This is a genomic window from Flavobacterium amniphilum (assembly GCF_023634845.1).
Lineage (GTDB): Bacteria > Bacteroidota > Bacteroidia > Flavobacteriales > Flavobacteriaceae > Flavobacterium > Flavobacterium amniphilum.
The window spans coordinates 1-24,720 of sequence record NZ_JAMLJL010000027.1; the positions used below are offsets into that span (position 1 = coordinate 1).

A 24,720-nucleotide genomic window follows, 5' to 3' on the forward strand; every position below is an offset into this window, starting at 1 on the left:
AATTCTTCATAACTTTGAGATTAGGATAAACAAAATGTTGAACTTCTTTAGAGCCTTTATTAGACCGCTATGTCTATCATTCTATTTGAAGCAATTCAACAGGGTTCAAGGAGAAGGCAGAGGACTAATGCGTAGCTTGGTTCTAATCCAGCAAAGTCTAAAGTTCACCTCTGCTTTCCTTTGAATAAATTTAAAGTTTTTTATCAAATTCAAAGTAAAGGCAAAGTCTCCTGACTTTGCGGTAGAATGTTTGACTTTGAACTAAAGAAGAAATACAGGAATTATAATAAAAAAGCAAGACATCACCGTCTTGCTTTTTTATTGTCTTAAAAATTCCAAGCAAAAAATTTTCTGCTGCCAAAAAGTTGTGGCAATTTCGTTTTGAAATTTCTTTTTGCCACAAAAAGTGTGGCAATTTCATTTCCGGAAATCTTTTTGCCACAAAATAGTTGAAAATAAAAAAGCCTTCACAAGCATCAAACTTGTAAAGACTTTTTAAATTTTAGGAAATGAAATGATTTAAAATTTCATGCGGTTAATGCGTATGTTCACCCCCGCCTTTCATCGTAGACAACAGGTAGAAAGCACCTTTCACGACCACTTTGGCATCCGTTGGTAATTCTTCAATCAGTTTGACTTCGGTGTAACCCATGTCAGTCGCGCCGGGAACTACTTCGATGGCTTTGAAATGAAATTCGGCATGAGCTTCTTCTAGGTGGTTTTCCTTCTTGTCGTGTTGCTCTTTTTCTTCGTGTGCTGCCTCCTGAACAAAAATATAATACTTGTCACCGTTGCGTACCACCGCATCTTTCGGTAAGGAAGGAACTGTATTGTTATTGATGTTGATATTGGCCGAAACATACATCCCGGATATCAGTCCCTTGGTGTCTTCGGGATTGATTTTCGCGTGTACGGCAACCGATTTGCTTTCATTCGAAAAGGATTTGTTGATTCCGAAAATCTTTCCTTTGATGGTTTTGTTGGATTGATTCGTCAGTACAAAATCAACCGTTTGGCCCACGGCAATGGTTCCCAGATCTTTTTCGTAGACATTCAGATCCAAATGCATCTGGGTGTTGTCAACGACTTCGATCAGGGTAACTCCGGTTTCGGCGAAAGTTCCTTTGTTGATGCTGATTTTGCCCACATAGCCATTAATAGGCGAAACAATCGGTATCAATGAACTGCTGCTTCTCGGATTGACATTGATGGCCTGTAGTTTGGTTTTTGCCGCCTGTGCCTTGGCTCTTTCTACCGCCAGTTTTGATTTGATTTCCTGAAAAACTTTCTTCGGATTTACGTCTTCTTCAGACAATGTCTTCTGCCGGTTGTATTCCAACTGGAGGTATTCAATATTGGCTATAGCCGAATTGTAATCTTCCTGCATCTGAACGACTTCCAGGTTTTGTAAAGTGGCGAGTACTTTTCCTTTGGTGACATATGTGCCTTCCAATACAAAAATATCTTTCACCACGCCGGAAATCAGCGTCGAAATACTGGCCGAGTTTTGTGGCGGTACTGCCGTATAGCCGTTTGCTTTGACAATGGTGTTCAAGTTCCGGTTTTCAATCGACCCCGTGACTATTCCTACCGTATTGAACTGGGCTTCGGTTAAAGCAACTTCACCTTCGGTTTTTTCTTCTTCATGCGCTTCTGTTTCTTTTTTATCGGCGCAGGAAACCGTGACTAACGCTAACATTGCGAGTGCCGGTAAAAGGAATGCTGTTTTTTTATAGTGTATCATTACTTCTTCGTTTAATTGTTGATTAGGGTTGGATAATGCAACTGGATGGCGCTTTGATTGTAAAGGTTGAGTGCTTCCGTGTGCTGTTTCTTAATGTCAATGGCCTGGTTTAAAAAACTGATGTACGTCCAATAACTCATGTCGCCGTTTGCATAGCTTTTTTGTGCCGTTGCAATGATTTGTTCGGCGTATTGAAGGCCTTCGCTCGTGTAATAATCTACTCCTTTTTTGTATTTCTCAAACTCATTTTGAAGTTGCTGCTGCTGTAATCCGAAAGTCAATTTGCTTTTTTCGGCTTCCAGTTGCGCCTGTGAAGAACTGATTTCGGATGCTTTGGCTTTTGAATTGTTCACATTTCCGAATAAAGGAATCTGCAATCCTGCCGTAAATCCCTGAAAATAGAGTTCCTTGTTTAAACTCTGTACAAAATAACCCAAGCCGAGTTTTGGCATGCGTTGTGCTTTGAATGTCTGGGCTTCTTTTTGGTATACATTGGCCTGCTGTTCGTAAAAACCAGTGATCAGTTCTTTGGCTTTTTCATTGCCGGTTGTTTGTGTGGGATACTGTAAATCGGTTTTGGCATCGGGTACAAAAGCTTCTGTTGTTTGTAGAAAGTATTGGAACTGATTCTGATACCGGATCAAATCGAAATCCAACTGGCTTTTGAGTGTTTCAATTTCCTTGACCTTGGCTTTTGCACTGATCACTTCAATTTTTCCGCTTTCGCCCGTATTGAAACGCAATTCGGCATTTTTAAGAAACTTGCTGTAAATTTCATGCAATTCATTGTTCAGTTTTTGTGCCGATATACCATATAAGTATTGGTAATAACTTAAAGTGACCGCTTTTTCGATTTCATATTCCGAAAGTGCTTTTTGTTTTTCGGCCAGTTTGGCCAATTCTTCCTGTAACTGACGGTTCGCTTTTGTAGCGCCTCCAATGGGAAAATATTGCTGCAAGGAAATATTATTGTCATAATCCTTGCTGTTGAATTGGCCTCCCTGGTACTGAACCTGTAGCGGATCAGCTTGGAAAGCGGCTTTTTTTAACGTGTTCTGCTTTTCGATTTCCTTGTCGGCAATTTTTAATTCGGTGCTGTTTTTCTTTGCTATGTTGATAGCCTGTTCCAAAGAAACCGGATTGCTTTGGGAAAAACCGCTCACTGAAAAAGCAACGGCTATTATGGTGATGACAGATTTTGAAATTTTCGTTTTCATGTGCATTCTGTTTTCAAATAGTAAATAAAGAATAGGCAAGACAATCAATGTCAGTAAGGTTGCAGAAACCAATCCGCCAATGACTACGGTTGCCAGTGGTTTTTGTACTTCGGCACCGCTGCCGTTGGATAATGCCATCGGTAAAAAACCGAGTGAAGCTACGGCGGCTGTCATTAATACAGGACGTAAACGGACTTTGGTACCAACGTATATCCGCTGCAACACATCGTTCATTCCTTCCTTTTTGAGTTGGTTGAAATAGGAGATGAGTACAATTCCGTTCAATACCGCAATCCCGAATAAAGCAATAAACCCGATGCCGGCCGAAATACTGAAAGGCATTCCGCGAAGCCAAAGTGCAAAAACACCTCCGATGGCTGATAACGGAATGGCAGTGAAAATCAGAAGTGCCTGTTTGATGCTGTTGAAGGTGAAGTATAACAATACGATAATAAGTCCCAAAGCAATCGGCAATGCAACCGAAAGTCTCTTGTTGGCTTCGGTAAGGTTTTCAAATTGGCCGCCATACGTCATGTAATATCCGGCCGGCAGTTTGAAATCGGCATCCGCTTTTTGCTGGATTTCTTCGACGACACTTTTGATGTCACGGCCGCGGACATTCAATCCAACGGTAATCCTGCGCTTACCGTCTTCACGGCTCACCTGAACCGGTCCCTGTTCATAACTGACTTGAGCTACCTGGGATAACGGAACCTGCTGGCCATTTGGTAATGGGACGAACAGATTGCTTACATCGGCCATATCGGTACGGTGCTCTTTATCCATGCGGACTACCACATCAAAGCGTTTGCTCTCTTCATAAATTTTCCCGGTACTTTCCCCGGCAAATGAAGAGCGGATGATTTTATTGATATCGGTAATGTTCAAACCGTAAAGTGCAATTTTATCGTAATCATATTTGATGGTGATTTGCGGAAGTCCGGTTGTTTTTTCGGCTTTTAAATCGCCCACACCTTCAATGGAATTGATTTTTGTAATCAGTTCATTGGCTTTGTTGGACAGCACTTCTAAATCATCCCCGAAAATCTTAATGGCAATATCACTGCGGCTTCCCGTCATCAATTCATTAAAACGCATCTGGATGGGTTGCGAAATTTCAATATTGGCTCCCGGGATTTTTTCCATTTCTTCCTTCATCAAATTGGCAAGGTCTTCCCAGTTATCTGCCGATGTCCATTCGTCTTTATCCTTGAGAACAATAATTAAGTCACCGCTTTCAATTGGCATTGGGTCAGTCGGGATTTCACCGCTTCCTATTTTGGTTACGATGTTTTTAATCTCCGGGAACTTCGCTTTGAGCAGCTGCTCATATTTTGTGGTGGTTTCCACCATTTGTGATAAGGAACTTCCGGTCATGATGGTGGCATTAATCGCTAAATCACCTTCTTCAAGTGTCGGGATGAATTCGCCGCCCATGCGGTTAAAAATGACAAGTGAAACGGCAAACAACGATACAGCCAGCAGTAAAACAGCTTTTTTGATTTTAAGTGCTTTTTCCAAAAACGGCTGGTAGCTATTTTCTAACCAAGTCATCATTTTATCACTGAAATTCGTTTTGTGTTCTGTTATTTTCGAAAGGAACAGCGAACTCATCATAGGCACGTAAGTCAGCGACAGTATAAAAGCGCCGATCACGGCAAAACCAACAGTCAGTGCCATGGGTTTAAACATTTTTCCTTCGGTTCCCACTAATGATAATATCGGGATGTATACAATCAGGATGATGATTTCCCCAAAGGCAGCGCTGTTCCGGATCTTGGAAGCCGAGTTGAATACTTCCGTATCCATTTCTTTTTGGGTTAAGGCCTGCTTCCGCTTCAGGTTGTAAAGATGATGCATCGTGGCTTCAACAATAATGACGGCTCCGTCGACTATAATTCCGAAATCGATGGCTCCCAGACTCATCAGGTTGCCGCTTACCCCGAAAAGATTCATGAGGATAATGGCAAACAGCATCGATAAAGGAATTACCGAAGCAACTATAAGTCCGGCGCGGAGATTTCCTAAAAACAGAATTAATACAAAGATGACGATCAAAGCACCCTCGATAAGGTTTTTGGTTACCGTACCAATTGCGTTGTCAACTAATTTACCGCGGTCGATGAACGGTTCTGCGACAACGCCTTCGGGAAGTGATTTGTTGATCTGTTCCATTTTTTCCTTGACTCTTTCAACGACAGCCCTGGAGTTTTCGCCTTTAAGCATAAGGACTAATCCACAGACTATTTCGCCTTTACCGTCTTTGGTCGAAGCGCCATACCGCAAAGCAATTCCTTCGCGTACCTGCGCAACATCCCTGACCAATACCGGTGCCCCATTGCGGTTTTTGATTACGACGTTTTCCAGATCTTTAATCCCGGATGCCATCCCAACGCCGCGGATGAAATAGGCATACTGGTCTTTTTCAATGTAAGCGCCTCCGGTATTTTGGTTGTTTTTTTCGAGAGCTTCAAAAATTTCGGTGATGGTTATGCCTAAACTGTTCAACCGGTTCGGGTTTACCGAAATTTCATACTGTTTTAGTTTTCCGCCCCAGGTACTCACTTCGGCGACGCCTTGTACACCCTGTAATTGTGGTGTGATGATCCAATCTTGGATTGTCCGTAATTTGATGGCATCGTATTGGTTTTCATAACCTTTTTTAGCATACACATCATATTGGAAAATTTCGCCCAATCCGGTTGTGATGGGGGCTAGTTCCGGCGTGCCGGCATAATCCGGAATGTTTTCTTCTGCTTCTTTTAAACGTTGGAAAATTTGTTCCCGTGCCCAGTAAATATCAATGTCTTCTTCGAAAACAACCGTTACGACCGATAGACCGAACCGGGAGATACTCCGTAGCTCGATTACTTTCGGAATGGTTTTTACCGATTGTTCAAGCGGATAGGTAATCAACTGCTCGACTTCCTGACTCGCCAGGGTGGGAGCAGTTGTGATAATCTGTACCTGATTGTTGGTTACGTCAGGTAAAGCGTCGATGGGCAGTTTCTTTATGGAATAGCCGCCCCAGATCACTAAAAGTATAGTGAGGAAAAGTATAATGAATTTATTCTTTATACTAAATTGAATGATTTTGTTTAGCATTTGTATAATGAATAGGGTATAAACAATAATGTTCAGTCGCATAGGGATGCAACAAGCCAACCCGAAATTAACCGGGCGTATTCATTATGCTAATTGAGGGGGCTGCCAGATGCTGCCAAAGAAACTGGAAGCAAAAACAGAGGTGTAAACCGGTTCTTTTGTTTTGATCTCCTGTGAAATCAAAGGCAATTCGAAACTGATTGACGGGGAATAGTTTGAAATCTGTGCGCCGCAGCAGTTGCAGATGCAAAACGGGGAACACATATCATTGTCTTTATCGTGTGAATGGCCGCTGTCGGCAATGTCCTGCGTTATTGATTCATGGGCAAGACTATTGACTTCCATATCCGCACAGGGAATGGAGGCCAGTAAGATTAAATAAATCGATAATATGATGTTTAACCACTTCACGGGTATAAAATTAATCATTTTATGTAATCCAGATCTAAAATAAAAGCAAAAGCTATCTTAAAATATTTTATGATAAGTTGTGGCAATTTCGTTTTGGAATTTCTTTTTGCCACAAAAAGTGTGGCAATTTCATTTTTGAAAATGGATTTGCCACAGGATTTGTAGGTCTTTTTGAATAAATTAATGAAAGTTAATATGTGGGATTAAAAATGTAAGTCTGAATGATGGATTTATTGTTAAAAACTCATCTTATTTGTGAATAAATTTAGGTTTTATTTTTTAAAATAAAAGGTAAAATTTGTATTGGTTTAAGTATGTAAAAATGGGGAATATTGCGACAAGTATAAAAGAACAAATTCAAAAGCTGAAGAACAGGGGGATGGATTTGGATTTGGAAGAAGATAAAATAAAAGAAATTTTACTTGATATTGGATATTATAGATTGGGTTTTTATTGGAATCCTTTTGAAATTGATGAAAATCATAACTTTGCTGAAGGGACAAAATTTTCATCCATTATAGATTTGTACTATTTAGATGTTGATTTGAGAAGTATTCTAACAAAGTATCTTTACAGAATTGAGTTGAATTTTAGAACAAAATTGATTTACTATGTTTCTAATAAATATAAACTATCTCCAACTTGGTTTATTGATTCTAAGGTGATTAATAGAGATTTTATTGATGCATTTGATCATTTTTACGATGATGACTTTATTAATAATAACAAACCAATTAAAAAGCATCATGCAAAATATATAAATGACAAGTATGCTCCAGCTTGGAAAACTTTAGAATTTTTTACTTTTGGTTCTATATTAAAGATTTATAAATCACTCAACGAAGAAGATGTTAAAGTAAGAATATCTGAAATTTATGGCGTGAAAAATTATCAGAAATTTATCAATCTTTTTGAAACTATAGTATACGTTAGAAATTGCTGTGCCCATAGTAGTATTTTGTTTGATTTAAATTTACCTAAAAGTATCTCTGCATTTGCAGAAATAAAGTTTAATGGACATGAAAGACATAATTTAGATTCGTGTATTAAAGTTATTCTATTCATTTTAAATAAAATTTCTACATCACGCCATGATGAAATGCTAAAAGCAATAGATGATTTGTTCTTATCTCATAAGAATAATCCAGTTACAAAGAGTATTATTGAAAATGAAATAGGGTATAAATTTCAATAATATAATTTTTTCTTAATGGATATTTCTATTCAGAAAAAAAATTATACATTTGCTAAACAATAGTGCCTTATTATTCATCGCGCTTTAATAGTGCACTCTAAAAAAATAAACCTAAACCCAGACTTGCTCTGGGTTTTTTATTTTAAGGAATTCCATTTTTTGAAAATGATTTTGCCACAAAATATTTTCAATAGTAGAAGGTCGAAGGATCGAACAATCTGAAAATCTAATAGTCTAAAGATCTAAGAAGTCTAAGCAGTCTAAAATCAAACTGCCTTAATCACATACGTCACGATTCCCCAAATGCTGATCTGGTTGTCTTCGGTAATTTTTATGGGTTCGTAAGCCGGGTTCTCAGGAATTAAATACAAACAGTCTTTTTCGAGTTTGATTCTTTTTACGGTGAATTCCCCGTCAACAAGGCACACCGCAATTTTATTGTCACGGGGTTCGATGCTCCGGTCCACCACTAAAATATCTTTGTCGTTAATCCCCGCATCAATCATTGAATTGCCGTTGACTTTGATATAGAAGGTTGCCAATTGGTTTTTGGACAATTCTTTGTTTAAATCGATATTGGTCTCGGTAAAATCGGCCGCAGGCGAAGGAAATCCCGCTGACACACCACCCGAAGCATAAGGAACCTGCTGGCTGCTGTCGAAGTCAGGTGTGAAAAAAGTCAGTTTATTGGTGTCGTCTATTGGCATTTGATTTCGAGGATTTCGTTAAAACTAGTGGTGTAGCGTTGGGATAAATGATTTTGGTTCATGTCCCAGGTTTTTTCAAGATTTTGGTTGCCCAGTTTGATTTTGCGTCCGCCAATTTTCGCGTTGAGCGAATCAATGGTTTGCATTAACTGAAGGTGTTTTGGGTTTTCATCTTCAAACAAATGAAACTGCTTGAGGTTTTCAGACGTGAGTCCGCTTACAATGACGCCGGCTTTTTTAAATTTCAATCCTTCATGGCCTTCGCACAGTTTTTTGAGAATGTTAACCGCAGTATTGGCAATTGTCAAGGTTGAATTGGTACCAAAAGGCAACGTAACGGCATGATTGAAATAATATTTATCGGATTGGTATTTGTGATTATCAATCACCAGCATTACAATAATGGTTTGGCAGCAGGATTTTTGTCTGCGCAGTTTTTCGGCACAAACCGAAGCAAATGTCGATACCCGTTCTTTCAGTAAATCGAAATCGGAAATCTGTTTTGGGAAACTGCGGGTAATGGCAATGGTTTTCTTTTGTTCCGAAAGCGGTTCTAATGTCAGTACCGATTTGCCTTCCAGTTCCTGTTTTAACCGCAGTCCGGTAATGCCCATTTCTTTCCGGATCCAGCTTTCGTGTTCGGGTAAGGTAAAGTCATAAGCGGTTTTGATGTTGCGGAGTTTTGCTTTTTTGGTGGTTCGGTACCCAATGCCCCAAACATCTTCAATTTGGGTCCACTTTAAAGCTTTGATACGGCTTTCTTCGGTGTCAATCCGGTATACCCCTTTGGTTCTTTCGGGAAATTTCCGTGCAATTTTATTGGCGACTTTTGAAAGTGCTTTGGTTTCGGCAAAACCAATCGAAACCGGTATGCCCAGCCATTGTAATACTCTCGATTTTATTTGTAATCCGTAATCATGGAAATCGGTTACAGGTACGCCGTCAAAATTCATGAAGGCTTCATCGATACTGTAAATTTCTATATTGGGGGAAAACTGCTCCAGAATTTTCATAACGCGGTTACTCAAGTCGCCGTACAACGGATAATTGGAAGAAAAAACGGTGACATTATTTTTTTTCAGCATCTCACGCACCTGAAATTCGGGTGCGCCCATGGGAATTCCGGATGCTTTTGCTTCGTCACTTCTGGAAATAATACAGCCGTCATTGTTGGATAAAACCACGATGGGTTTTCCAATGAGTTTGGGCAGGAAAGCCCGTTCGCATGAGGCGTAAAAGTTATTGCAGTCGACTAAAGCATACATGTTGTAAAGTTACCAATATGCAGTTAAAGGATAAAAAAAGCAGCGTTAAAATTATTGCCGGCGGTAATGTTCCAGTTTCTCCGGACCTTCAAGGTATTCTTTTTTGATTTGCAGTGTTCCGTCTTCTTTGGTGTCAATGAACCATTTGATTAAAGCGATGTTTCCGTTCTCGATTTCAATTCCGGTAATGCTCCGCGGATGCACACAACTCCCATCATTAAAATAATTTAAAGTGTTTTCTTCAGGCTTTGGGAAACGCGGCCGGTGGGTGTGGCCGGTAATCGTGATTTTATTCTGGTTATTGGCAATCCATTTTTTGATGCGTCGCTCCACTTTAATGAGTTCCACATAATTTTTGGCCGGGCTGGTTGGATCTTTGATTCCCCAAACCTGTAACGGTTTCCATAACACGCGAACCAGGAAACGATTGATTTTCCAGCCCACATAATTCATGAAATCTGCCTGATGACCGTGGGTAAGGAATAATTCCTGTTGGGTTTCGGAATGTTCCAGCACAATAGCTTCCTCGTATTTGATATTGGGAAAGAGCGGTGTTTTCAAACCGGTTTTGGGTTCGAAATATTCAAATAAATTGCGCTTGACCACATTCGGGTTACGGTATACAAAATCATGATTCCCAAAAAGCATGTGCAAACGGTTTTCATTGAAAAAACGTTGCATGAGTTGGTATACGTTTTTATTGGCTTCGAAGATTTCCTTGAAGAATAAATTTTCCCACAGTTCGTCACCGTCACCTAATTCGATATACGTGAAGTGATGGTTGAAATAATGTGTGAGTGCATGGAAATAAATGTTCCGGTTGTTGGCAAAATCATCCGCAAAACTGGCATCACCACGGTGGCAGTCGCTGAACAGGATAAATTTGGAATCGTTATTGAACGAAATCCGTCTGGCGTTTTTATAAGCGTTGTCTAACCGGTCCTGTGATGAAAGCATATAGCATGGTTTATGCTAAAGATACTTCTTTTTTATTAATGGCTTCCTCGATGGCATCCCACAATCCGATTCTTTTTTCAAGGGCTAAAATGGATACTTCCTCAACTTCATTCCATTTGTGGCTGTCGTCACCGCATAATTCGGTGATCATCTGCATGGCCATCGGTCCGTGTTCGTCTGCGTCCAATTCAATATGTCTTTCGAAATAATAAATCAATTTGGATAAATCGGTTTCGGGGAAGTTTGCTTTGAAATTTCGCAGGATTTCGGTGAACATATTCGGGATTAAGTCTTCTCTCCCAAAAGTAAAGGCAGCGGCAATTTTATGTGATTTTCCTTCTTCAATTACCCGGAATGTAAATTCTAAAAAGGCTTTCACATTTGGGTGTAAATTACTGTTCTTGATGGAAATGAAAATATTTTTGGTTTCCAGTACATTCTGAAGAAATGATTCGATTTCGTAAGTTGGTGCCTCGCATGCTTTCATGGCATCAAGATACATTTCGAAATGACTTTGTCTTTTGCCGTCTATGGTTAAATCAGATTCTTCGGCTAAAACTATTTCGTTTATTAAATAACGGGTTTCGGTATTTTCGGTTGCAAACCAAGGAGTGGTAGTACAGGTTAGTTTTTGTTGTAAAGCCTTAAGTAAAGACATGAAATCCCAAACCGCATACACATGGTTCTCAAGGAAAAAGTGTAAATCTTCAACTGATTTAATCTTTGAGTATAATGAATGGTTAAGCAATTGTTGTTTTTGCTTGTCAATAGACTGATTTATAGACTGTATATTCATGGGGGACTGCTTTTTAGGATCTACGGAAAAAACAATATCTTGGTTTTCTCTTACAAGATACAAAAATAAAAAAGCTTCCCGTTATAGAGAAGCTTTTAACATTTGATTTTTTTATATAGGGTTTAATTTACATGGCATCGTCTGCTGTTGGACCGTACATGCCCGGGAATTTCACATTCAAAGCTCTTAAATAAGCAGTTAGCTGGCCGCGGTGGTGGATGGTGTGATTCATGATGAAAGTTCTGTAAACCGATAGTTTGGGCATGGTGAAATAGATGGTTTCCCCGTTTCTCATGGTCCAGTTTTCCTGTAAAGTTTCGTTGCTGACTTCCTTCATTAACTGCGTTGCTTCTTCCATATTTTTATCATAATAGGCTAAAAGATCAGTTACGGTGCTATGATTGGGAGCTTCATATTTTATTTTACCGAAATCAAGTTCCGGATATAAAAAAGTGGCAGGAACCCAGGTTGGGATTTCAGCAATGTGGTTGGCTAATTGAGACAGGCTCATCGCTTTTTCACTTGATTTATAACCGAAATGCTCTTCCGGTAAGGAAGCCAGTAATTTTCTTGTGTTTGCAGTTTCGTAAAGAAATTCCGGAAGTAAAAATTCGTTTAGTTTCATAAGAAATGTTTTACATCAAATATAGTCAAAACAAAAAAAAGAGCCTTAAAAAATAAGACTCTTTAATATATATCCGTTTTGCAACTATTATTTGAATGCAGAGAAACCGGTTACATCCATACCTGTGATCAACAAGTGGATATCGTGGGTTCCTTCGTAAGTAATAACAGATTCCAGGTTCATCATGTGTCTCATAATTGAATATTCACCTGTGATACCCATACCACCTAACATTTGACGTGCTTCACGGGCGATTTCAACTGCCATGTTAACGTTGTTTCTTTTTGCCATTGAGATTTGGGCAGAAGTAGCTCTTCCTTCGTTTCTCAATACACCAAGTCTCCATGTTAATAATTGTGCCTTAGTGATTTCGGTAATCATTTCAGCTAATTTTTTTTGCTGTAATTGAGTAGCACCGATTGGCTTGTCAAACTGGATTCTTTCTTTTGAATATCTTAAAGCGGTATCATAACAATCCATTGCAGCTCCGATAGCACCCCATGCGATTCCGTAACGGGCCGAATCCAAACATCCAAGAGGAGCTCCTAAACCTGATTTGTTAGGTAAAAGGTTTTCTTTAGGAACTTTTACATTGTCAAAAATAAGTTCTCCGGTTGCCGAAGCTCTTAATGACCATTTATTGTGGGTTTCAGGAGTTGTGAATCCTTCCATTCCGCGCTCAACCACTAATCCATGGATTCTTCCTGTTTCGTCTTTTGCCCAAACTACAGCGATGTCAGCAAAAGGAGCATTTGAAATCCACATTTTGGCACCGTTCAATAAATAATGGTCACCCATATCTTTGAAATTAGTTACCATTCCGCCAGGGTTAGAACCATGGTCAGGTTCAGTCAAACCGAAGCATCCTATCCATTCACCGGTAGCTAATTTCGGTAAGTATTTCATACGTTGCTCTTCGTTTCCGTATTTCCAGATTGGGTACATTACCAATGAAGACTGAACAGATGATGTAGAACGTACACCAGAATCACCACGCTCGATTTCCTGCATGATCAATCCGTAAGAAATCTGGTCTAAACCAGCTCCGCCGTATTCAGCAGGGATGTATGGTCCGAAACCACCGATTTCTGCTAAACCTTTGATTAATTGTTTTGGGAATTCTGCTTTTTGTGCATACTCTTCAATGATTGGGGAAACATCACGTTTAACCCAAGCACGCGCTGCGTCACGTACTAATTTATGTTCTTCTGTCAGTAAATCATCTAACAGGTAATAATCAGGAGATTGAAATAAATCTGGTTTCATAATTAATTCATTGTGTGCAACGCAGTTATGCGGAGCAGTATGTTAATAATAGGGCACAAAAGTAAGTAAAGATTTTTAACAAATCAATTAAGGAATGTTATAATTTTTTAACCGGCTACTTATTTTTTTGACGGTTTGATTTTATCTTTTTTTATGATTTAGCCGACAACACCGTTGATTACTGGTTATGCCTTCTGTTCTGTTGGACTTTCCGGTTGTTATAAATGATTTTTTTTCAAAGCTTTCCTTTTTAAATGTTAAGAAAAATTTTACAAATTATTTAAGAGAAAACAATTTTTTTATTCCCAAATTCGTTGAATATTTGTAAGACTTTTTTTAAAAAATAAACAAACTAAAGGATAAAGTATGCATTTAGTAAAAAAGCTTTTAATCGGGAACAAGTATTCGAACTTTGTTGAAGAATTTGAAGATTTGTTTTCTTCACATCCCAATTATCCCAGTTTGTTTGCAATTACAGATTCATTAAGCTTGCTGGGAATTGAAAACCTGGCGATCAAAATACCTAAAGAACAATTTGCAGAATTGCCTGATATCTTTCTGACACTTTATAAAGGAGATTTGGTTTTGCTTACAAAAGGAAATGGAGCAATTACGATTCTGGATGAGAAGGGAAAGAAAACAAAATTAGGGATTGATGCATTTCTTCTCGATTGGGATCAGATTATCATTGCCGTGGAACCCAATACTGATAAGCAAACTGCGGTATCAAAAAAACCAAATTGGGTTTTATTGGGATTGCCTGTGTTGTTATTGATTTTATTGTCATCTTTTTTGAATGGGTATACCGTCAGTTCATTATTGCTTCTGGGGGCATCTGTTTTTGGTCTTTTTTTAAGTGTTTTAATTTTGCAGGAAAAATTCGGAATTAAAACAGAACTGGTATCGAAGTTCTGTAATATGAATCAGGAAGCATCCTGTGATTCGGTTATAAAATCAGATCAGGGCCGGATAACAGGTTGGTTGACTTTTGCAGATCTGCCATTGCTGTTTTTTGGTGCAAACTTTTTCTCCCTGCTATTAAACCCGATACAATCCGTTGGTGTGATTTCCGGTTTGAGTTTATTGGCTATCCCTTTTTTAATGTATTCGGTTTGGATTCAAAAAGTTAAAATCAAGAAATGGTGCTTGCTTTGTTTGGCGGTTTCAGCTGTTATATCAGTACAGGGAATTGCTTTTGTATTTCATCCGTTAAATTTTGGTACTGCAGTTTTACCAACATTCCTTACTTATTTATTTTCAGTTGTCTTGATTTTTTCAGGCTGGTCTTTGATTAAACCTGTTTTGGAAAAAGAAATCAATGCAACCAAAGAAGTGAAAGAGTTGAAAAGATTTAAGAGGAATTTTAAAGTTTTTCAGTCCCTGACCAAAGAAGTTAAAGCGGAAAATAATCTGCAAAAATTAAAAGGAATTGAGTTTGGGAACGGGGATTCAGGCACAAGTATTGTTCTTTTTCTGAGTCCGAGTTGTGGTCATTGCCACAAAGCTTTCGAAGATGCCTATAAGCTTTATGAAAAGAATCCGGAAACAATCCGTTTGAAAATATTGTTTAATGTCAATCCGGAAAACGGACAAAATAAATATAAAGTAATCGTTGAAAATTTACTGTACATCAATTCGGTTGATTCCGGGAAAGCACAAAAAGCATTAATTGACTGGCATATTAATGCATTGGGTATCGATGCCTGGAAGGAAAAATGGGGCGTTGAAGTTCATGATATGCTGGTAAATAATGAAATGCACAGTCAATACAGTTGGTGTGCTGAAAATGAATTCAATTATTCCCCGGTTAAAATTGTCAATTCAAAATTATTTCCTAACGAATACGAAATAGCAGATTTATATTATTTCATCAATGATTTTGAGGAAGAATCTCAATTACAATATGATAAAAACAGCACAGTAACTGTGTGATACAATATTCTTGGCCAAGAATGGACAGAGTCCCGAATGTCTTTAAATGATTGGGAAATTGACTAATCAAAAAACTAATAAGTTATGTTAAAAAACATTTTAAAATTGGACGGCGCTCAGGAATTGACCAACCATGAGCAAAAGACAATTAAAGGAGGATGGATACCGGATTTAAGTCAAATTTGTGGTTATTATGTGTTTAACTCAACACAATCTCAATGTTTGTCACTTTCTGCAGTCCATCAGCCAGTTTGGAATCCAACAACTCGCAAATGTTCAGCTTTGGGCACAAGTACTAATTGTAACGATTAATAGCTAAATTATGTTAAAAAACATTTTAAACTTAAATGGTGCTCAAGAACTAACCAAAGGTGAGCAGAAAAGTATTAAAGGAGGTTTAGCTTGCGGTGTCGATAATAATTATTGTCCGGCTGGTTCTAAATGCGTGACGGATTGCCGTTTTGAAAGTATATGCAGACCAATTGGTTACGTTCCTTGTTAATGCAGATTTTTTTAAAAAAAGCAATAAGATTATTAACTATAAAATAAATAACCATGTTAAAAAACATTTTAAACTTAGACGGTGCTCAGGAATTATCTAACCGTGAGCAAAAAACAATTAAAGGCGGATTAAGAGATTGTATCGATCCAATGACAGGAGCATGTAAATACATTAGTTTGTCTTGTGCACCTCCTTGCCGTTTTTCGGTAGAGCCTTAATTATTAATTTAACCATGATGACAATTTTTAATTGATTTTAGAAATTGTTTAAATCAAATGAATCAACTTATGTTAAAAAACATTTTAAACTTAGACGGTGCTCAGGAACTTTCAGGACGTGAGCAAAAAAGCATCAACGGGGGAATTCCTGTAGGTTGCAAATACCAAACTTGGGCAGGTACAAGTCTGGAGAATTGTAAGGCAACAAAATCTGAAGGATATAATTATTCATATTCAGCAGGAGTTTGTAAGGCCTATTTCTGCGGACCTAATATTCCGCCACCACCGTACTAGGATTTAGTATTAAAAGGGGGAATTTCCCCCTTTTTTCATGTTAATTAGTCTCCTTGGGTTATTTGTTTGAAAAAAAAATAAATATTTTCAAATCGTCATGATAACCGGTCTATACAGCTGATTATTATGCATTTTTTTTAAAATCCGGATGTATTTATGTTTAAAGATCGAACTGTTGTTTTTTTTATGTTACTTGACTTTGTATTTTTAAAGATTATTTTTGTTAAAAAATATTCCCCAAAATGAGACTGTCAATTCTTTGTATCGCTTTTTTGATTTCTGCTGTTGGTTTTTCCCAAAACGGAACAAGCCTTACTGATAAACAATACCTTGAATTACAGGATCAGATCAGATCGTCAATAAACTCTGATATTAAAAGTGCATTTGTTTCTGCAAACCGGATTGAAAAATCGGATAATTATATTCATAAGGTATTCGCAATAGGGGCAAAGTCTTATCTGTATCAGATTGACAGGGACAGTGTTCGTTCAAAGCAGTGTTATTTAGCTGCTTATAAGCTTCTTGATAAAATTCCTTCCGGTTCTGAAAAAGATAAAAATGAAGCTTACCTGCTTAACTTTGGTGGACTTTCAGAATGGAAAAGATCTGATTTCAGTGGTGCATTGGATTGTTTTCTCAAAGGGAGGGAACTTTCCAAAAAGGCTGATGACTTAATTCAGTTCGTGAAATTTAACAACAATATTGCGCTTATTAATTCGGAAGTCGGAAATTACAAATTGGCAATCAAAGCTTCAAAAGAAATGGAAGCCTATACCAATAAAATTGAATACCTGTACACAGGAGATCAGTTTATCAGAAGCAAGAGTAATCTCAATCTTAATCTGGGGACATTTTATGAAAAATACTACAGTAGCAATAAATCGAAAAAGTATCTTCTGGATTCTGCCGAATATTACTATAAAAAAGCATTGTATTATTCCAAAGACCTTACCTTTAATAAGATAAATGCAAAAACAAACCTCGGTAATATTGCCTTTGAGAAAAAGGATCTGCAAAAGGCTAAAAATATCTACCATGAGGTTTTATTCCTTTCAAAACATGATTCTAATTTAATCAAGGAATATTATACTGCTTTATATGATTTGGGAAGTTTATGTTTCGAGCGCAAAGAATATGAAGAATCGCTTGTTTACTTCCAGAAAGTTGATTCCATTTATAAAATAAAAAAAATTGAGAATATACAATATGTTAATTCCAATTATTATCAGGCGAAGATTTATAATATTTATGGTGATGCTGAAAAAGCAAGTACCTTTTCTAAAACTTATATTGAGAGTTATGAGGAAAATGAACTTAAGCTCAATAATGAAGCTTATGAAGTTAACCTAAAGCTGAATCATGAGGATGTAAAAAAAGAAATGTTGGACATTCAGGAGAAATATAAGGATGATATATTACTGAAATATGTGCTCATAGGATTTTTACTTTGCTCAGTAGTGATACTGCTATATGTTAAAAGTAAAAGAGATAAAAAGAAAATCAATGATAGGGTAAATGCCATTATTGAAGCGTATAAACTACAGCAACCGGAACATAAGAGCGCTCTGGCAGAAATGGATGAGATGACAGAACCGGATGAGATGACAGAAGTGGATGAGATGGCAGAAGTGGGTAAAGAAGAGGAAAAAGAATATCAAGTAAAAAGAGAAGGCGTGTCGATTAGTTTGGATGAAGAAAAGGAGAATGAGATTTTGGAAAAGCTGGCTGCCTTAGAGAAAAAACAGTATTACCTCAAGCCGGATTTTACACAACAGGCAGTTGCTAAAAAAATAAAAACAAATACCACTTATCTTTCTTATGTGGTTAACAAGAAGTTTAATAAATCATTCAGTGAATATTCGAATGAACTGAAAATTAATTATGTGATTAATGAGATGATCACAAACCCTGTTTACAGAAAATATTCTACTCAGGCTATTGCTGAAAGTGTAGGGTTTAAAAACGCAGTTTCTTTTACAAAATCCTTTAATAAAAGGACAGGGGTAACCCCTGCCCAGTTTGTTAAAAGATTAGCGGCGACTAGTTCGGCTGGTACGACTGGTGCGGCCAGTACGAATGAAAACAGGTTGTAGCAGTATTTCCGGAAGCACCATGTAAGAAGAAGGATCTTTTACATCACCGTTATTTGTACTTCCGCTGCGTGGCCCTCCATCTTCATCATCAATTGGCGGTACCTTACCTGCTTTAATATTTGTTTTTTGGATTGTTGATAATTCACATCCTGTGAAATCATCAAGATTTGGTTTTTTGGTTTTCATAATGGTAATAAGTTTTAATTGAATCTCAAATTTAACCGGAAACCAATTTGCATTCACAAGTATGTTCTTCTTGTGATATTATTTTTAAACAATGTCTTTTAAATCAATTGATTAGATTGAAAATTGGCATAAATAATTTATAAATTGTAAGCATTATAATTTACAAATTGTAAGGATATTCATTTTTTTTATCGCCAAAACCGCTAAATCTTTGCTGCACTTTCATCAAAATAATTGTGAAAGGTTAATGAAGATATTTATGCATTTAGTTAAAAAACTTTTGATTCAAAGCAAGTATTACGATACTGTTGAAAATTTCGAAGATCTGTTTTCTTCACATCCTAATTATCCAAGCTTATTTGCAATCACCGATTCGCTGAATATGCTCAATATAGATAATGTGGCAATTAAAATTCCGAAAGAGCAGTTTGTAGAATTACCTGAAATTTTCCTGACACTTTATAAAAATGAAATGGTACTTCTTTTCAAAGGACAGGAATTGGTCATTCTTGAAGATGAAAAAGGGAAAAAGACTAAACTGATTTTTAACGAATTTCTGCTGGATTGGGATCAGGTTATTATTGCAATTGAACCTAATTCAGAAAAGCAACTGCCAATTTTAAATAAGTATAAATGGCTTTCATATGTGTTGCCGGTTTTTGTATTAATCCTGTCTTCAGTTTACCTGAATGAGAATACTGTTAATTCTTTCTTTCTTTTGGCAACATCTGCTGTAGGTTTGATTATAAGTGTTTTTATATTACAGGAGAAATTTGATATCAAAACTGTATTGGTTTCCAAATTTTGTAATCTGAAACCGGAAGCGTCATGTGATTCGGTAATTAAATCAGATCAGGGGCATATTACAAATTGGTTGGGTTTTACAGATTTACCTCTAATGTTTTTCGGAATTAACTTCTTTACCTTATTGATGCATCCCATAGAATCCCTCGGTATTATTTCCGGACTTAGTTTGCTGGCAATTCCCTTTTTGGTTTATTCAGTCTGGATTCAGGAAGCAAAGATTAAAAAGTGGTGCTTGCTTTGTCTGGTCGTTTCGGGGATCATTTTTTTGCAGGGTTTGAGTCTTCTTTTTTACCCAATTTCAAGAGTTGTGGCCGATTTGTCTGTTGGATTGCCTGCCTATTTATTTTCTACAGTTCTCATTTTTTCAGGATGGATGCTGTTGAAGCCTGTTTTGGAAAAGGAAATTGAAGCAACTAAAGAAGTAAATAAATTAAAAAGATTTAAACGAAATTTTAAAGTTTTCCAATCCCTTACCAAAGAAGTGAAATCGGAAATTGCTTTGCATAAGTTAAAAGGAATTGAATTCGGAAGTCCTAATTTCAGTACAAACATCATTCTGTTTTTAAGTCCAACCTGCGGTCATTGCCACAAAGCATTCGAAGATGCATATACACTTTTCAGAAGGTATCCGGAGAGTGTGTATATAAATGTGTTATTCAATGTAAATCCTGAAAATGAGCAAAATCCCTTTAGGAGAATTGTTGAGAAATTACTCATGATTAATTTAATTGATAATATGAAAGGACAGGAGGCTTTAATCGATTGGCATATGAACAAAATCGGGTTGGAGAAATGGGAAGAAAAATGGAATGTTTCCGGACGGGATATGCTTGTTAATAACGAAATCTACAATCAATATAACTGGTGCATGGAAAATGAATTGAATTATACACCAGTAAAGATTGTCAATTCGAAATTTTTCCCGAATGAATATGAAATTTCCGACCTGCAGTTTTTCATGAATGATTTTGAGGAAGAATTTGAATTCCATTACAAAAAAATAGCACAATAAATACTTAAAAATATTCTTGGCCGAGAATAGACAGAGTCCCGACTGTCTCAAAATGATTGGGAAATCAACGAATTATTTAAACTATTAGTTATGTTAAAAAACATTTTAAACATAGAAGGGGCACAACATCTGTCAAACGATGAGCAAAAGGCGATTAAAGGCGGAAAGATACCTCCTTGTTGCCTTGAGTGGAATCCTGTTACCAGACAGTGTTTGTTATGGGACGAGGTATGTTTACAAGGATAATTATTAAAAATAAAAACAAGCAAATCATGTTAAAAAACATTTCAAATTTAGAAGGCTCAAAGAAATTGACTGCTAATGAGCAAAAAGCTATTCAAGGAGCAGGGCCAAGAAGAGAATTATGTCCGGGGGATGTAATTATTGTTTCTTGTGTATATCCATTAAAATGTACTGAAGGTGGTCCTAACGGATGGTATTGCTCTTAATCACTTTTTCCAATTTAAAAAAACTAAATCATGTTAAAAAACATTTTAAACTTAGAAGGCTCTCAGGAATTGACTAACAATGAGCAAAAAGCAATTAACGGAGGAATTCCACAAGGATGTAAACGCGCTATGTTAGACCCGAACGGTGTAGCTTGTGGTCCCGGTTATTATTTGTTGGTTCGAGCGGGTGTAGCATACTGCTGTCCGGTATAATAGTATTTTTTAATTGAATCACGCTGATTAATGAGGTTTGATTATTAAAGAACTTGCGTAAAAGTAGTTTAGGATATTAGATTAGTGTACATTTTGGGGGAATATTATATCCAGATGTTTTAATTCATGCAATAATATCCAATCTGCCCGCAGGAATTAATTTCAAAACTGCCTATGTTTTTAGGCAGTTTTCTCTATTTTTGTTCAAAACAAACTATAAAAATTGAAAAAATTTCCTACATATATACAGGCCGATTCGAAAGATTGTGGCCCAACCTGTTTAAAGATCGTTTCCAAGTATTATGGGAAAACGCTAAACATACAGCAGTTAAGGGATTTGAGTGAAACAACCCGTGAAGGAAGTAATCTACTGCTTTTGAGTAATGCTGCCGAAAAAATTGGTTACAGGACATTAGGGGTTAAGTTGGATATTGAAAGCCTCGAAGATGCACCGCTTCCTTGTATCCTGCATTGGAATAAAGAGCATTATGTGGTTTTGTATGATATTAAAAAAGGCAAGTATAAAGTTTCTGATCCGGGAATCGGACTGTTGGACTATACTAAAGCTGAATTCCTGAAATTCTGGATTGGAAATAATGCAGATGATAAGACCAAAGAAGGGATTGCACTTTTACTTGAACCAACCCCGAAATTCCATCAATCGGAATTTGATAAAGAAGAAAATAAAAGTATAGGCTTTGGTATTCTTTATCAATACCTGTGGCGCTATAAGTCTTTTTTGGTTCAGCTAAGCATCGGATTACTGGCTGGAAGTTTATTACAGCTGATTTTTCCTTTTTTAACCCAAAGTATAGTCGATGTAGGAATACAAAACCAAAACATCGGATTTGTTTATCTTATTCTTTTTGCCCAATTGTTTTTATTTGCCGGAAGAACAGGACTGGAACTAATCCGAAGCTGGATTTCATTACATCTTTCGACCCGTATCAATATTTCATTGATTTCAGATTTTTTTATTAAGCTTATGAATCTTCCTATTTCCTTTTTTGATGTTAGGATGACCGGGGATATCATGCAACGTATCAATGATCACAGACGTATTGAACGCATTTTGACCACGTCATCCCTGAATGTTATATTTTCGGTAATTAACATGTTCATCATGGGAGGTGTGTTAGCCTATTACAACCTGCAGATTTTTACGGTGTTTTTTATCGGAAGTGCCTTGTATTTTGCCTGGATTACACTGTTTCTTAAAAGAAGGGAGAAGCTTGATTACAAGCGCTTTTCGGAAGTAAGCCAGGAGCAGAGTAAAGTAATGGAATTAATAAACGGGATGCAGGAAATTAAACTGCATAACGCCGAAAAACAAAAAAGATGGGGTTGGGAATATGTCCAGGCACGTTTGTTTAAAGTTTCAATGAAAGGATTGGTTTTAGAACAAACCCAAAGCATCGGTTCTTCTGTAATAAATGAGCTTAAAAATATCTTCATCATCTTTATCTCGGCTAAACTGGTAATAAACGGTGATATCACTCTGGGTATGATGATGGCAATCAGTTCAATCGTTGGAAGTCTTGACGGACCAATTACCCAATTGATTGGTTTTGTGAGAGAATTGCAGGATGCTAAAATCTCTTTGGCACGGCTTTCAGAAATCCATGATAAGGAAGATGAGGTACAACAGGAGGAATTTCAAATGCATGAAGTGCCACAGGATGAGGATATCCATATCAAGGATTTGTCTTATCGTTATTTAGGTTCCGATACACCTGTTCTTGACGGATTGAATTTGACCATTCCGGCAAAGAAAGTAACGGCTATTGTTGGTGTCAGCGGAAGCGGAAAAACAACTCTGATGAAACTGTTGCTGAAATTTTACGAACCCGAAAAAGGGGAAGTCACAATAGGAAATACCCAACTTAAGAACATTTCACAGAAAGCCTGGCGTGATAACGTTGGAGCTGTTATGCAGGAAGGTTTCATTTTCAATGATACCATTGCCAATAACATTGCTGTTGGAGTTGATGTTGTCGACAAGCAACGTCTGGCATATGCTGCTGATGTGGCGAATATCAAAGAATATATTTATGGCCTGCCTTTAGGATATAATACTAAAATAGGACAGGAAGGTGTCGGAATGAGTACTGGACAAAAGCAGCGTTTGCTTATTGCTAGGGCGGTTTATAAAAACCCCGAAATGTTATTCTTTGACGAAGCAACATCTGCATTGGATGCAAATAATGAAAAGGCAATCATGCATAAACTGGATCAGTTTTTTAAAGATAAAACAGTAGTGGTTATTGCACACCGTTTGAGTACGGTTATGAATGCTGATCAAATCGTCGTACTGGACAAAGGAAGGATTATTGAAATGGGTAGCCATTCGGCTCTGGTGGAACAAAAAGGAAATTATTTTGAATTGGTTAAAAACCAACTGCAATTAGGAAATTAAAAATATGTCAGAAAATAAATTGGATACCTCTTTTGAATTGAGAAGCGAAGAGGTTCAGGATATACTTGCAAAAGTGCCCAATTGGATGATCAGATGGGGTACAGTATTGATTTTTGGGATCATAATCATGCTTTTTGTTGTATCATGGTTCTTAAAATACCCTGATATTGTTGCTTCTGAAGTGATCATCACAACAAATGTTCCACCCGAAAAACTGATTGCCAAAACCTCCGGCAGAATACAAACAATTCTGATAAAAGATAAGTTTGATGTTAAAGCACATACGCCATTGGCTATTATTGAAAATTCAGCAAATTATGAGGATGTTTTTAAGTTAAAAAAAGCAATCGAATCTTTTCAAATTTCTAAATCGAACCAGAAGTTTCCGTTTGAGCAATTTAAAACAGCCCAATTTGGGGAAATTGAAAGTGCTTTTGCCGTTTTTCAGAAAGATTATCTGGCGAACAGTCTTAATACTGAATTGCAACCTTATAAGGTAGATGGGACTGCCCAAAAATCTGAAAACAGTCAAATTAAGGAGCGACTGGCTTTGTTAATCCAGCAGAAGGAAATCAACGAGCAGGAATTGGAATTGCAGCGTAGTGATATTGCCCGATATACGAAACTGAATGAAAAAGGAGTGGTTTCGGCCCAAGAGTTTGAAACTAAAAAACTGAATTACCTTCAGGCTGAAAAAAATTATAAAAACCTATTGACGTCTATTTCTCAACTGAAATCTTCATTGATTGAAAATGACAGGGCTACAAGAGGAACTTCAATAAACGATGTGAAGGAAACAGTTAACCTGGACAGAAGTCTTTCGCAATCTTTCTTCCAACTTAAGAAAGCTGTTAAAGACTGGGAAATGAATTATATTATTGAATCGGCTATAGCAGGAACGGTTACTTTTACACAGGTTTGGATTGAAAATCAAACCATCAGTGCAGGGGAAAATGTGTTTTCAATTGTTCCTTCTGCCAAAAGCGGTTTTGTGGGTAAAGTAAAAGCGCCTTCGATGAATTCAGGTAAAATAAAATTAGGGCAGAAGGTTAATATCCGCCTAGCCAATTTTCCTGACCGTGAATTCGGAATTCTTAAAGGTGAAGTGAAAAATATTTCATTGGTACCGGATAAAGACGGAAAGGTATTGGTTGACGTGGCCTTACCAAACGGAATGATTTCAAGCTATAAAAAACAAATTCCTTTCCAGCAGGAAATGCGTGGCTCTGCCGAAATCATAACCGAAGATCTACGTCTCATCGAAAGAATTCTGTATCAATTCAGGGATATGTTCAAGGTCGAATAAAATT

Annotated in this window: 22 protein-coding genes; 11 read left to right on the top strand and 11 right to left on the bottom strand. The window is 37.2% G+C overall.

Going from position 1 to position 24,720, the window contains the following annotated elements:
- Positions 1–190 precede the first annotated feature (190 nt).
- From NAT51_RS18750 to NAT51_RS18765, 4 genes are all read right to left on the bottom strand, one after another.
- On the bottom strand, positions 191–421 hold the full coding sequence (locus NAT51_RS18750) for a hypothetical protein (protein ID WP_250601468.1): 231 nt from the start codon (positions 419–421) through the stop codon (positions 191–193).
- 114 nt (positions 422–535) lie between these two features.
- Positions 536–1,744, bottom strand: a complete 1,209-nt coding sequence (locus tag NAT51_RS18755) for an efflux RND transporter periplasmic adaptor subunit (RefSeq protein WP_250601470.1) — start codon at positions 1,742–1,744, stop codon at positions 536–538.
- Between the two features lie 11 nt (positions 1,745–1,755).
- Complete coding sequence (locus tag NAT51_RS18760) at positions 1,756–6,066, bottom strand: CusA/CzcA family heavy metal efflux RND transporter (RefSeq protein WP_250601472.1); 4,311 nt, start codon at positions 6,064–6,066, stop codon at positions 1,756–1,758.
- 84 nt (positions 6,067–6,150) lie between these two features.
- Positions 6,151–6,477: a DUF6660 family protein gene (locus NAT51_RS18765; RefSeq protein ID WP_250601474.1), complete on the bottom strand. Its 327-nt coding sequence runs from the start codon at positions 6,475–6,477 to the stop codon at positions 6,151–6,153.
- A 322-nt stretch (positions 6,478–6,799) separates the two neighbouring features.
- Between NAT51_RS18765 and NAT51_RS18770 the strand changes: the two genes are divergently transcribed.
- A complete protein-coding gene (locus NAT51_RS18770; RefSeq protein ID WP_250601476.1) occupies positions 6,800–7,672 on the top strand; it encodes an Abi family protein in 873 nt (290 codons plus the stop codon).
- Between the two features lie 266 nt (positions 7,673–7,938).
- Here the strand turns inward: NAT51_RS18770 and NAT51_RS18775 are convergent, their stop codons facing one another.
- The 6 genes from NAT51_RS18775 to NAT51_RS18800 all read right to left on the bottom strand — a co-directional run bounded on the left by NAT51_RS18775 (position 7,939) and on the right by NAT51_RS18800 (position 13,288).
- Entirely contained in the window at positions 7,939–8,379 is a 441-nt protein-coding gene (locus NAT51_RS18775) for a LexA family protein (RefSeq protein ID WP_250601478.1), read from the bottom strand.
- Positions 8,370–9,644, bottom strand: coding sequence for a Y-family DNA polymerase (locus NAT51_RS18780; RefSeq protein WP_250601480.1), 1,275 nt, complete (start codon positions 9,642–9,644; stop codon positions 8,370–8,372). Before NAT51_RS18780 ends, NAT51_RS18775 begins: the two co-directional genes overlap by 10 nt.
- Positions 9,645–9,695: 51 nt before the next feature.
- Positions 9,696–10,601: a metallophosphoesterase gene (locus NAT51_RS18785; RefSeq protein ID WP_250601482.1), complete on the bottom strand. Its 906-nt coding sequence runs from the start codon at positions 10,599–10,601 to the stop codon at positions 9,696–9,698.
- A gap of 10 nt (positions 10,602–10,611) precedes the next feature.
- Complete coding sequence (locus NAT51_RS18790; RefSeq protein WP_250601484.1) at positions 10,612–11,397, bottom strand: DUF3050 domain-containing protein; 786 nt, start codon at positions 11,395–11,397, stop codon at positions 10,612–10,614.
- A 127-nt stretch (positions 11,398–11,524) separates the two neighbouring features.
- Entirely contained in the window at positions 11,525–12,022 is a 498-nt protein-coding gene (locus NAT51_RS18795; protein ID WP_250601486.1) for a DinB family protein, read from the bottom strand.
- A gap of 87 nt (positions 12,023–12,109) precedes the next feature.
- Positions 12,110–13,288, bottom strand: coding sequence for an acyl-CoA dehydrogenase family protein (locus tag NAT51_RS18800; protein ID WP_250601488.1), 1,179 nt, complete (start codon positions 13,286–13,288; stop codon positions 12,110–12,112).
- A 366-nt stretch (positions 13,289–13,654) separates the two neighbouring features.
- Here NAT51_RS18800 and NAT51_RS18805 point away from each other — a divergent pair, with 366 nt between their 5' ends.
- From NAT51_RS18805 to NAT51_RS18825, 5 genes are all read left to right on the top strand, one after another.
- Positions 13,655–15,220 carry a vitamin K epoxide reductase family protein gene (locus NAT51_RS18805; protein WP_250601490.1) on the top strand — a complete coding sequence of 522 codons (1,566 nt, stop codon included), beginning with the start codon at positions 13,655–13,657 and terminating at the stop codon, positions 15,218–15,220.
- A gap of 322 nt (positions 15,221–15,542) precedes the next feature.
- Positions 15,543–15,722: a hypothetical protein gene (locus tag NAT51_RS18810; RefSeq protein WP_250601492.1), complete on the top strand. Its 180-nt coding sequence runs from the start codon at positions 15,543–15,545 to the stop codon at positions 15,720–15,722.
- A 53-nt stretch (positions 15,723–15,775) separates the two neighbouring features.
- Complete coding sequence (locus NAT51_RS18815) at positions 15,776–15,940, top strand: hypothetical protein (protein WP_250601494.1); 165 nt, start codon at positions 15,776–15,778, stop codon at positions 15,938–15,940.
- Positions 15,941–16,009: 69 nt separating this feature from the next.
- Entirely contained in the window at positions 16,010–16,234 is a 225-nt protein-coding gene (locus NAT51_RS18820; protein WP_250601496.1) for a hypothetical protein, read from the top strand.
- Between the two features lie 242 nt (positions 16,235–16,476).
- A complete protein-coding gene (locus tag NAT51_RS18825; RefSeq protein ID WP_250601498.1) occupies positions 16,477–18,327 on the top strand; it encodes a helix-turn-helix domain-containing protein in 1,851 nt (616 codons plus the stop codon).
- Here NAT51_RS18825 and NAT51_RS18830 read toward each other — a convergent pair.
- Positions 18,265–18,513, bottom strand: coding sequence for a hypothetical protein (locus NAT51_RS18830; RefSeq protein WP_250601500.1), 249 nt, complete (start codon positions 18,511–18,513; stop codon positions 18,265–18,267). The two genes, NAT51_RS18825 and NAT51_RS18830, sit on opposite strands and share 63 nt — an antisense overlap.
- A 259-nt stretch (positions 18,514–18,772) precedes the next feature.
- Here NAT51_RS18830 and NAT51_RS18835 point away from each other — a divergent pair, with 259 nt between their 5' ends.
- The 5 genes from NAT51_RS18835 to NAT51_RS18855 all read left to right on the top strand — a co-directional run bounded on the left by NAT51_RS18835 (position 18,773) and on the right by NAT51_RS18855 (position 24,716).
- Positions 18,773–20,332: a vitamin K epoxide reductase family protein gene (locus tag NAT51_RS18835; protein WP_250601502.1), complete on the top strand. Its 1,560-nt coding sequence runs from the start codon at positions 18,773–18,775 to the stop codon at positions 20,330–20,332.
- A 272-nt stretch (positions 20,333–20,604) separates the two neighbouring features.
- A complete protein-coding gene (locus tag NAT51_RS18840) occupies positions 20,605–20,781 on the top strand; it encodes a hypothetical protein (protein ID WP_250601504.1) in 177 nt (58 codons plus the stop codon).
- A 30-nt stretch (positions 20,782–20,811) separates the two neighbouring features.
- Complete coding sequence (locus tag NAT51_RS18845) at positions 20,812–20,994, top strand: hypothetical protein (protein ID WP_250601507.1); 183 nt, start codon at positions 20,812–20,814, stop codon at positions 20,992–20,994.
- 223 nt (positions 20,995–21,217) lie between these two features.
- Positions 21,218–23,410, top strand: a complete 2,193-nt coding sequence (locus tag NAT51_RS18850) for a peptidase domain-containing ABC transporter (RefSeq protein WP_250601509.1) — start codon at positions 21,218–21,220, stop codon at positions 23,408–23,410.
- Positions 23,411–23,414: 4 nt separating this feature from the next.
- Positions 23,415–24,716 (top strand): HlyD family secretion protein, encoded by a 1,302-nt coding sequence (locus NAT51_RS18855; RefSeq protein ID WP_250601510.1) that lies wholly within the window; start codon positions 23,415–23,417, stop codon positions 24,714–24,716.
- Positions 24,717–24,720 lie beyond the last annotated feature (4 nt).

Coding starts and splice junctions, on each gene's coding strand:
- NAT51_RS18855 (WP_250601510.1), top strand. CDS start 23,415: ATGTCAGAAAATAAATTGGATACCTCTTTTGAATTGAGAAGCGAAGAG.
- NAT51_RS18805 (WP_250601490.1), top strand. CDS start 13,655: ATGCATTTAGTAAAAAAGCTTTTAATCGGGAACAAGTATTCGAACTTT.
- NAT51_RS18750 (WP_250601468.1), bottom strand. CDS start 421: ATGAAATTGCCACACTTTTTGTGGCAAAAAGAAATTTCAAAACGAAAT.
- NAT51_RS18800 (WP_250601488.1), bottom strand. CDS start 13,288: ATGAAACCAGATTTATTTCAATCTCCTGATTATTACCTGTTAGATGAT.
- NAT51_RS18845 (WP_250601507.1), top strand. CDS start 20,812: ATGTTAAAAAACATTTTAAACTTAGAAGGCTCTCAGGAATTGACTAAC.
- NAT51_RS18760 (WP_250601472.1), bottom strand. CDS start 6,066: ATGCTAAACAAAATCATTCAATTTAGTATAAAGAATAAATTCATTATA.
- NAT51_RS18785 (WP_250601482.1), bottom strand. CDS start 10,601: ATGCTTTCATCACAGGACCGGTTAGACAACGCTTATAAAAACGCCAGA.
- NAT51_RS18820 (WP_250601496.1), top strand. CDS start 16,010: ATGTTAAAAAACATTTTAAACTTAGACGGTGCTCAGGAACTTTCAGGA.
- NAT51_RS18790 (WP_250601484.1), bottom strand. CDS start 11,397: ATGAATATACAGTCTATAAATCAGTCTATTGACAAGCAAAAACAACAA.
- NAT51_RS18755 (WP_250601470.1), bottom strand. CDS start 1,744: ATGATACACTATAAAAAAACAGCATTCCTTTTACCGGCACTCGCAATG.
- NAT51_RS18815 (WP_250601494.1), top strand. CDS start 15,776: ATGTTAAAAAACATTTTAAACTTAGACGGTGCTCAGGAATTATCTAAC.
- NAT51_RS18840 (WP_250601504.1), top strand. CDS start 20,605: ATGTTAAAAAACATTTCAAATTTAGAAGGCTCAAAGAAATTGACTGCT.
- NAT51_RS18780 (WP_250601480.1), bottom strand. CDS start 9,644: ATGTATGCTTTAGTCGACTGCAATAACTTTTACGCCTCATGCGAACGG.
- NAT51_RS18835 (WP_250601502.1), top strand. CDS start 18,773: ATGCATTTAGTTAAAAAACTTTTGATTCAAAGCAAGTATTACGATACT.
- NAT51_RS18825 (WP_250601498.1), top strand. CDS start 16,477: ATGAGACTGTCAATTCTTTGTATCGCTTTTTTGATTTCTGCTGTTGGT.
- NAT51_RS18770 (WP_250601476.1), top strand. CDS start 6,800: ATGGGGAATATTGCGACAAGTATAAAAGAACAAATTCAAAAGCTGAAG.
- NAT51_RS18810 (WP_250601492.1), top strand. CDS start 15,543: ATGTTAAAAAACATTTTAAACTTAAATGGTGCTCAAGAACTAACCAAA.
- NAT51_RS18830 (WP_250601500.1), bottom strand. CDS start 18,513: ATGAAAACCAAAAAACCAAATCTTGATGATTTCACAGGATGTGAATTA.
- NAT51_RS18795 (WP_250601486.1), bottom strand. CDS start 12,022: ATGAAACTAAACGAATTTTTACTTCCGGAATTTCTTTACGAAACTGCA.
- NAT51_RS18775 (WP_250601478.1), bottom strand. CDS start 8,379: ATGCCAATAGACGACACCAATAAACTGACTTTTTTCACACCTGACTTC.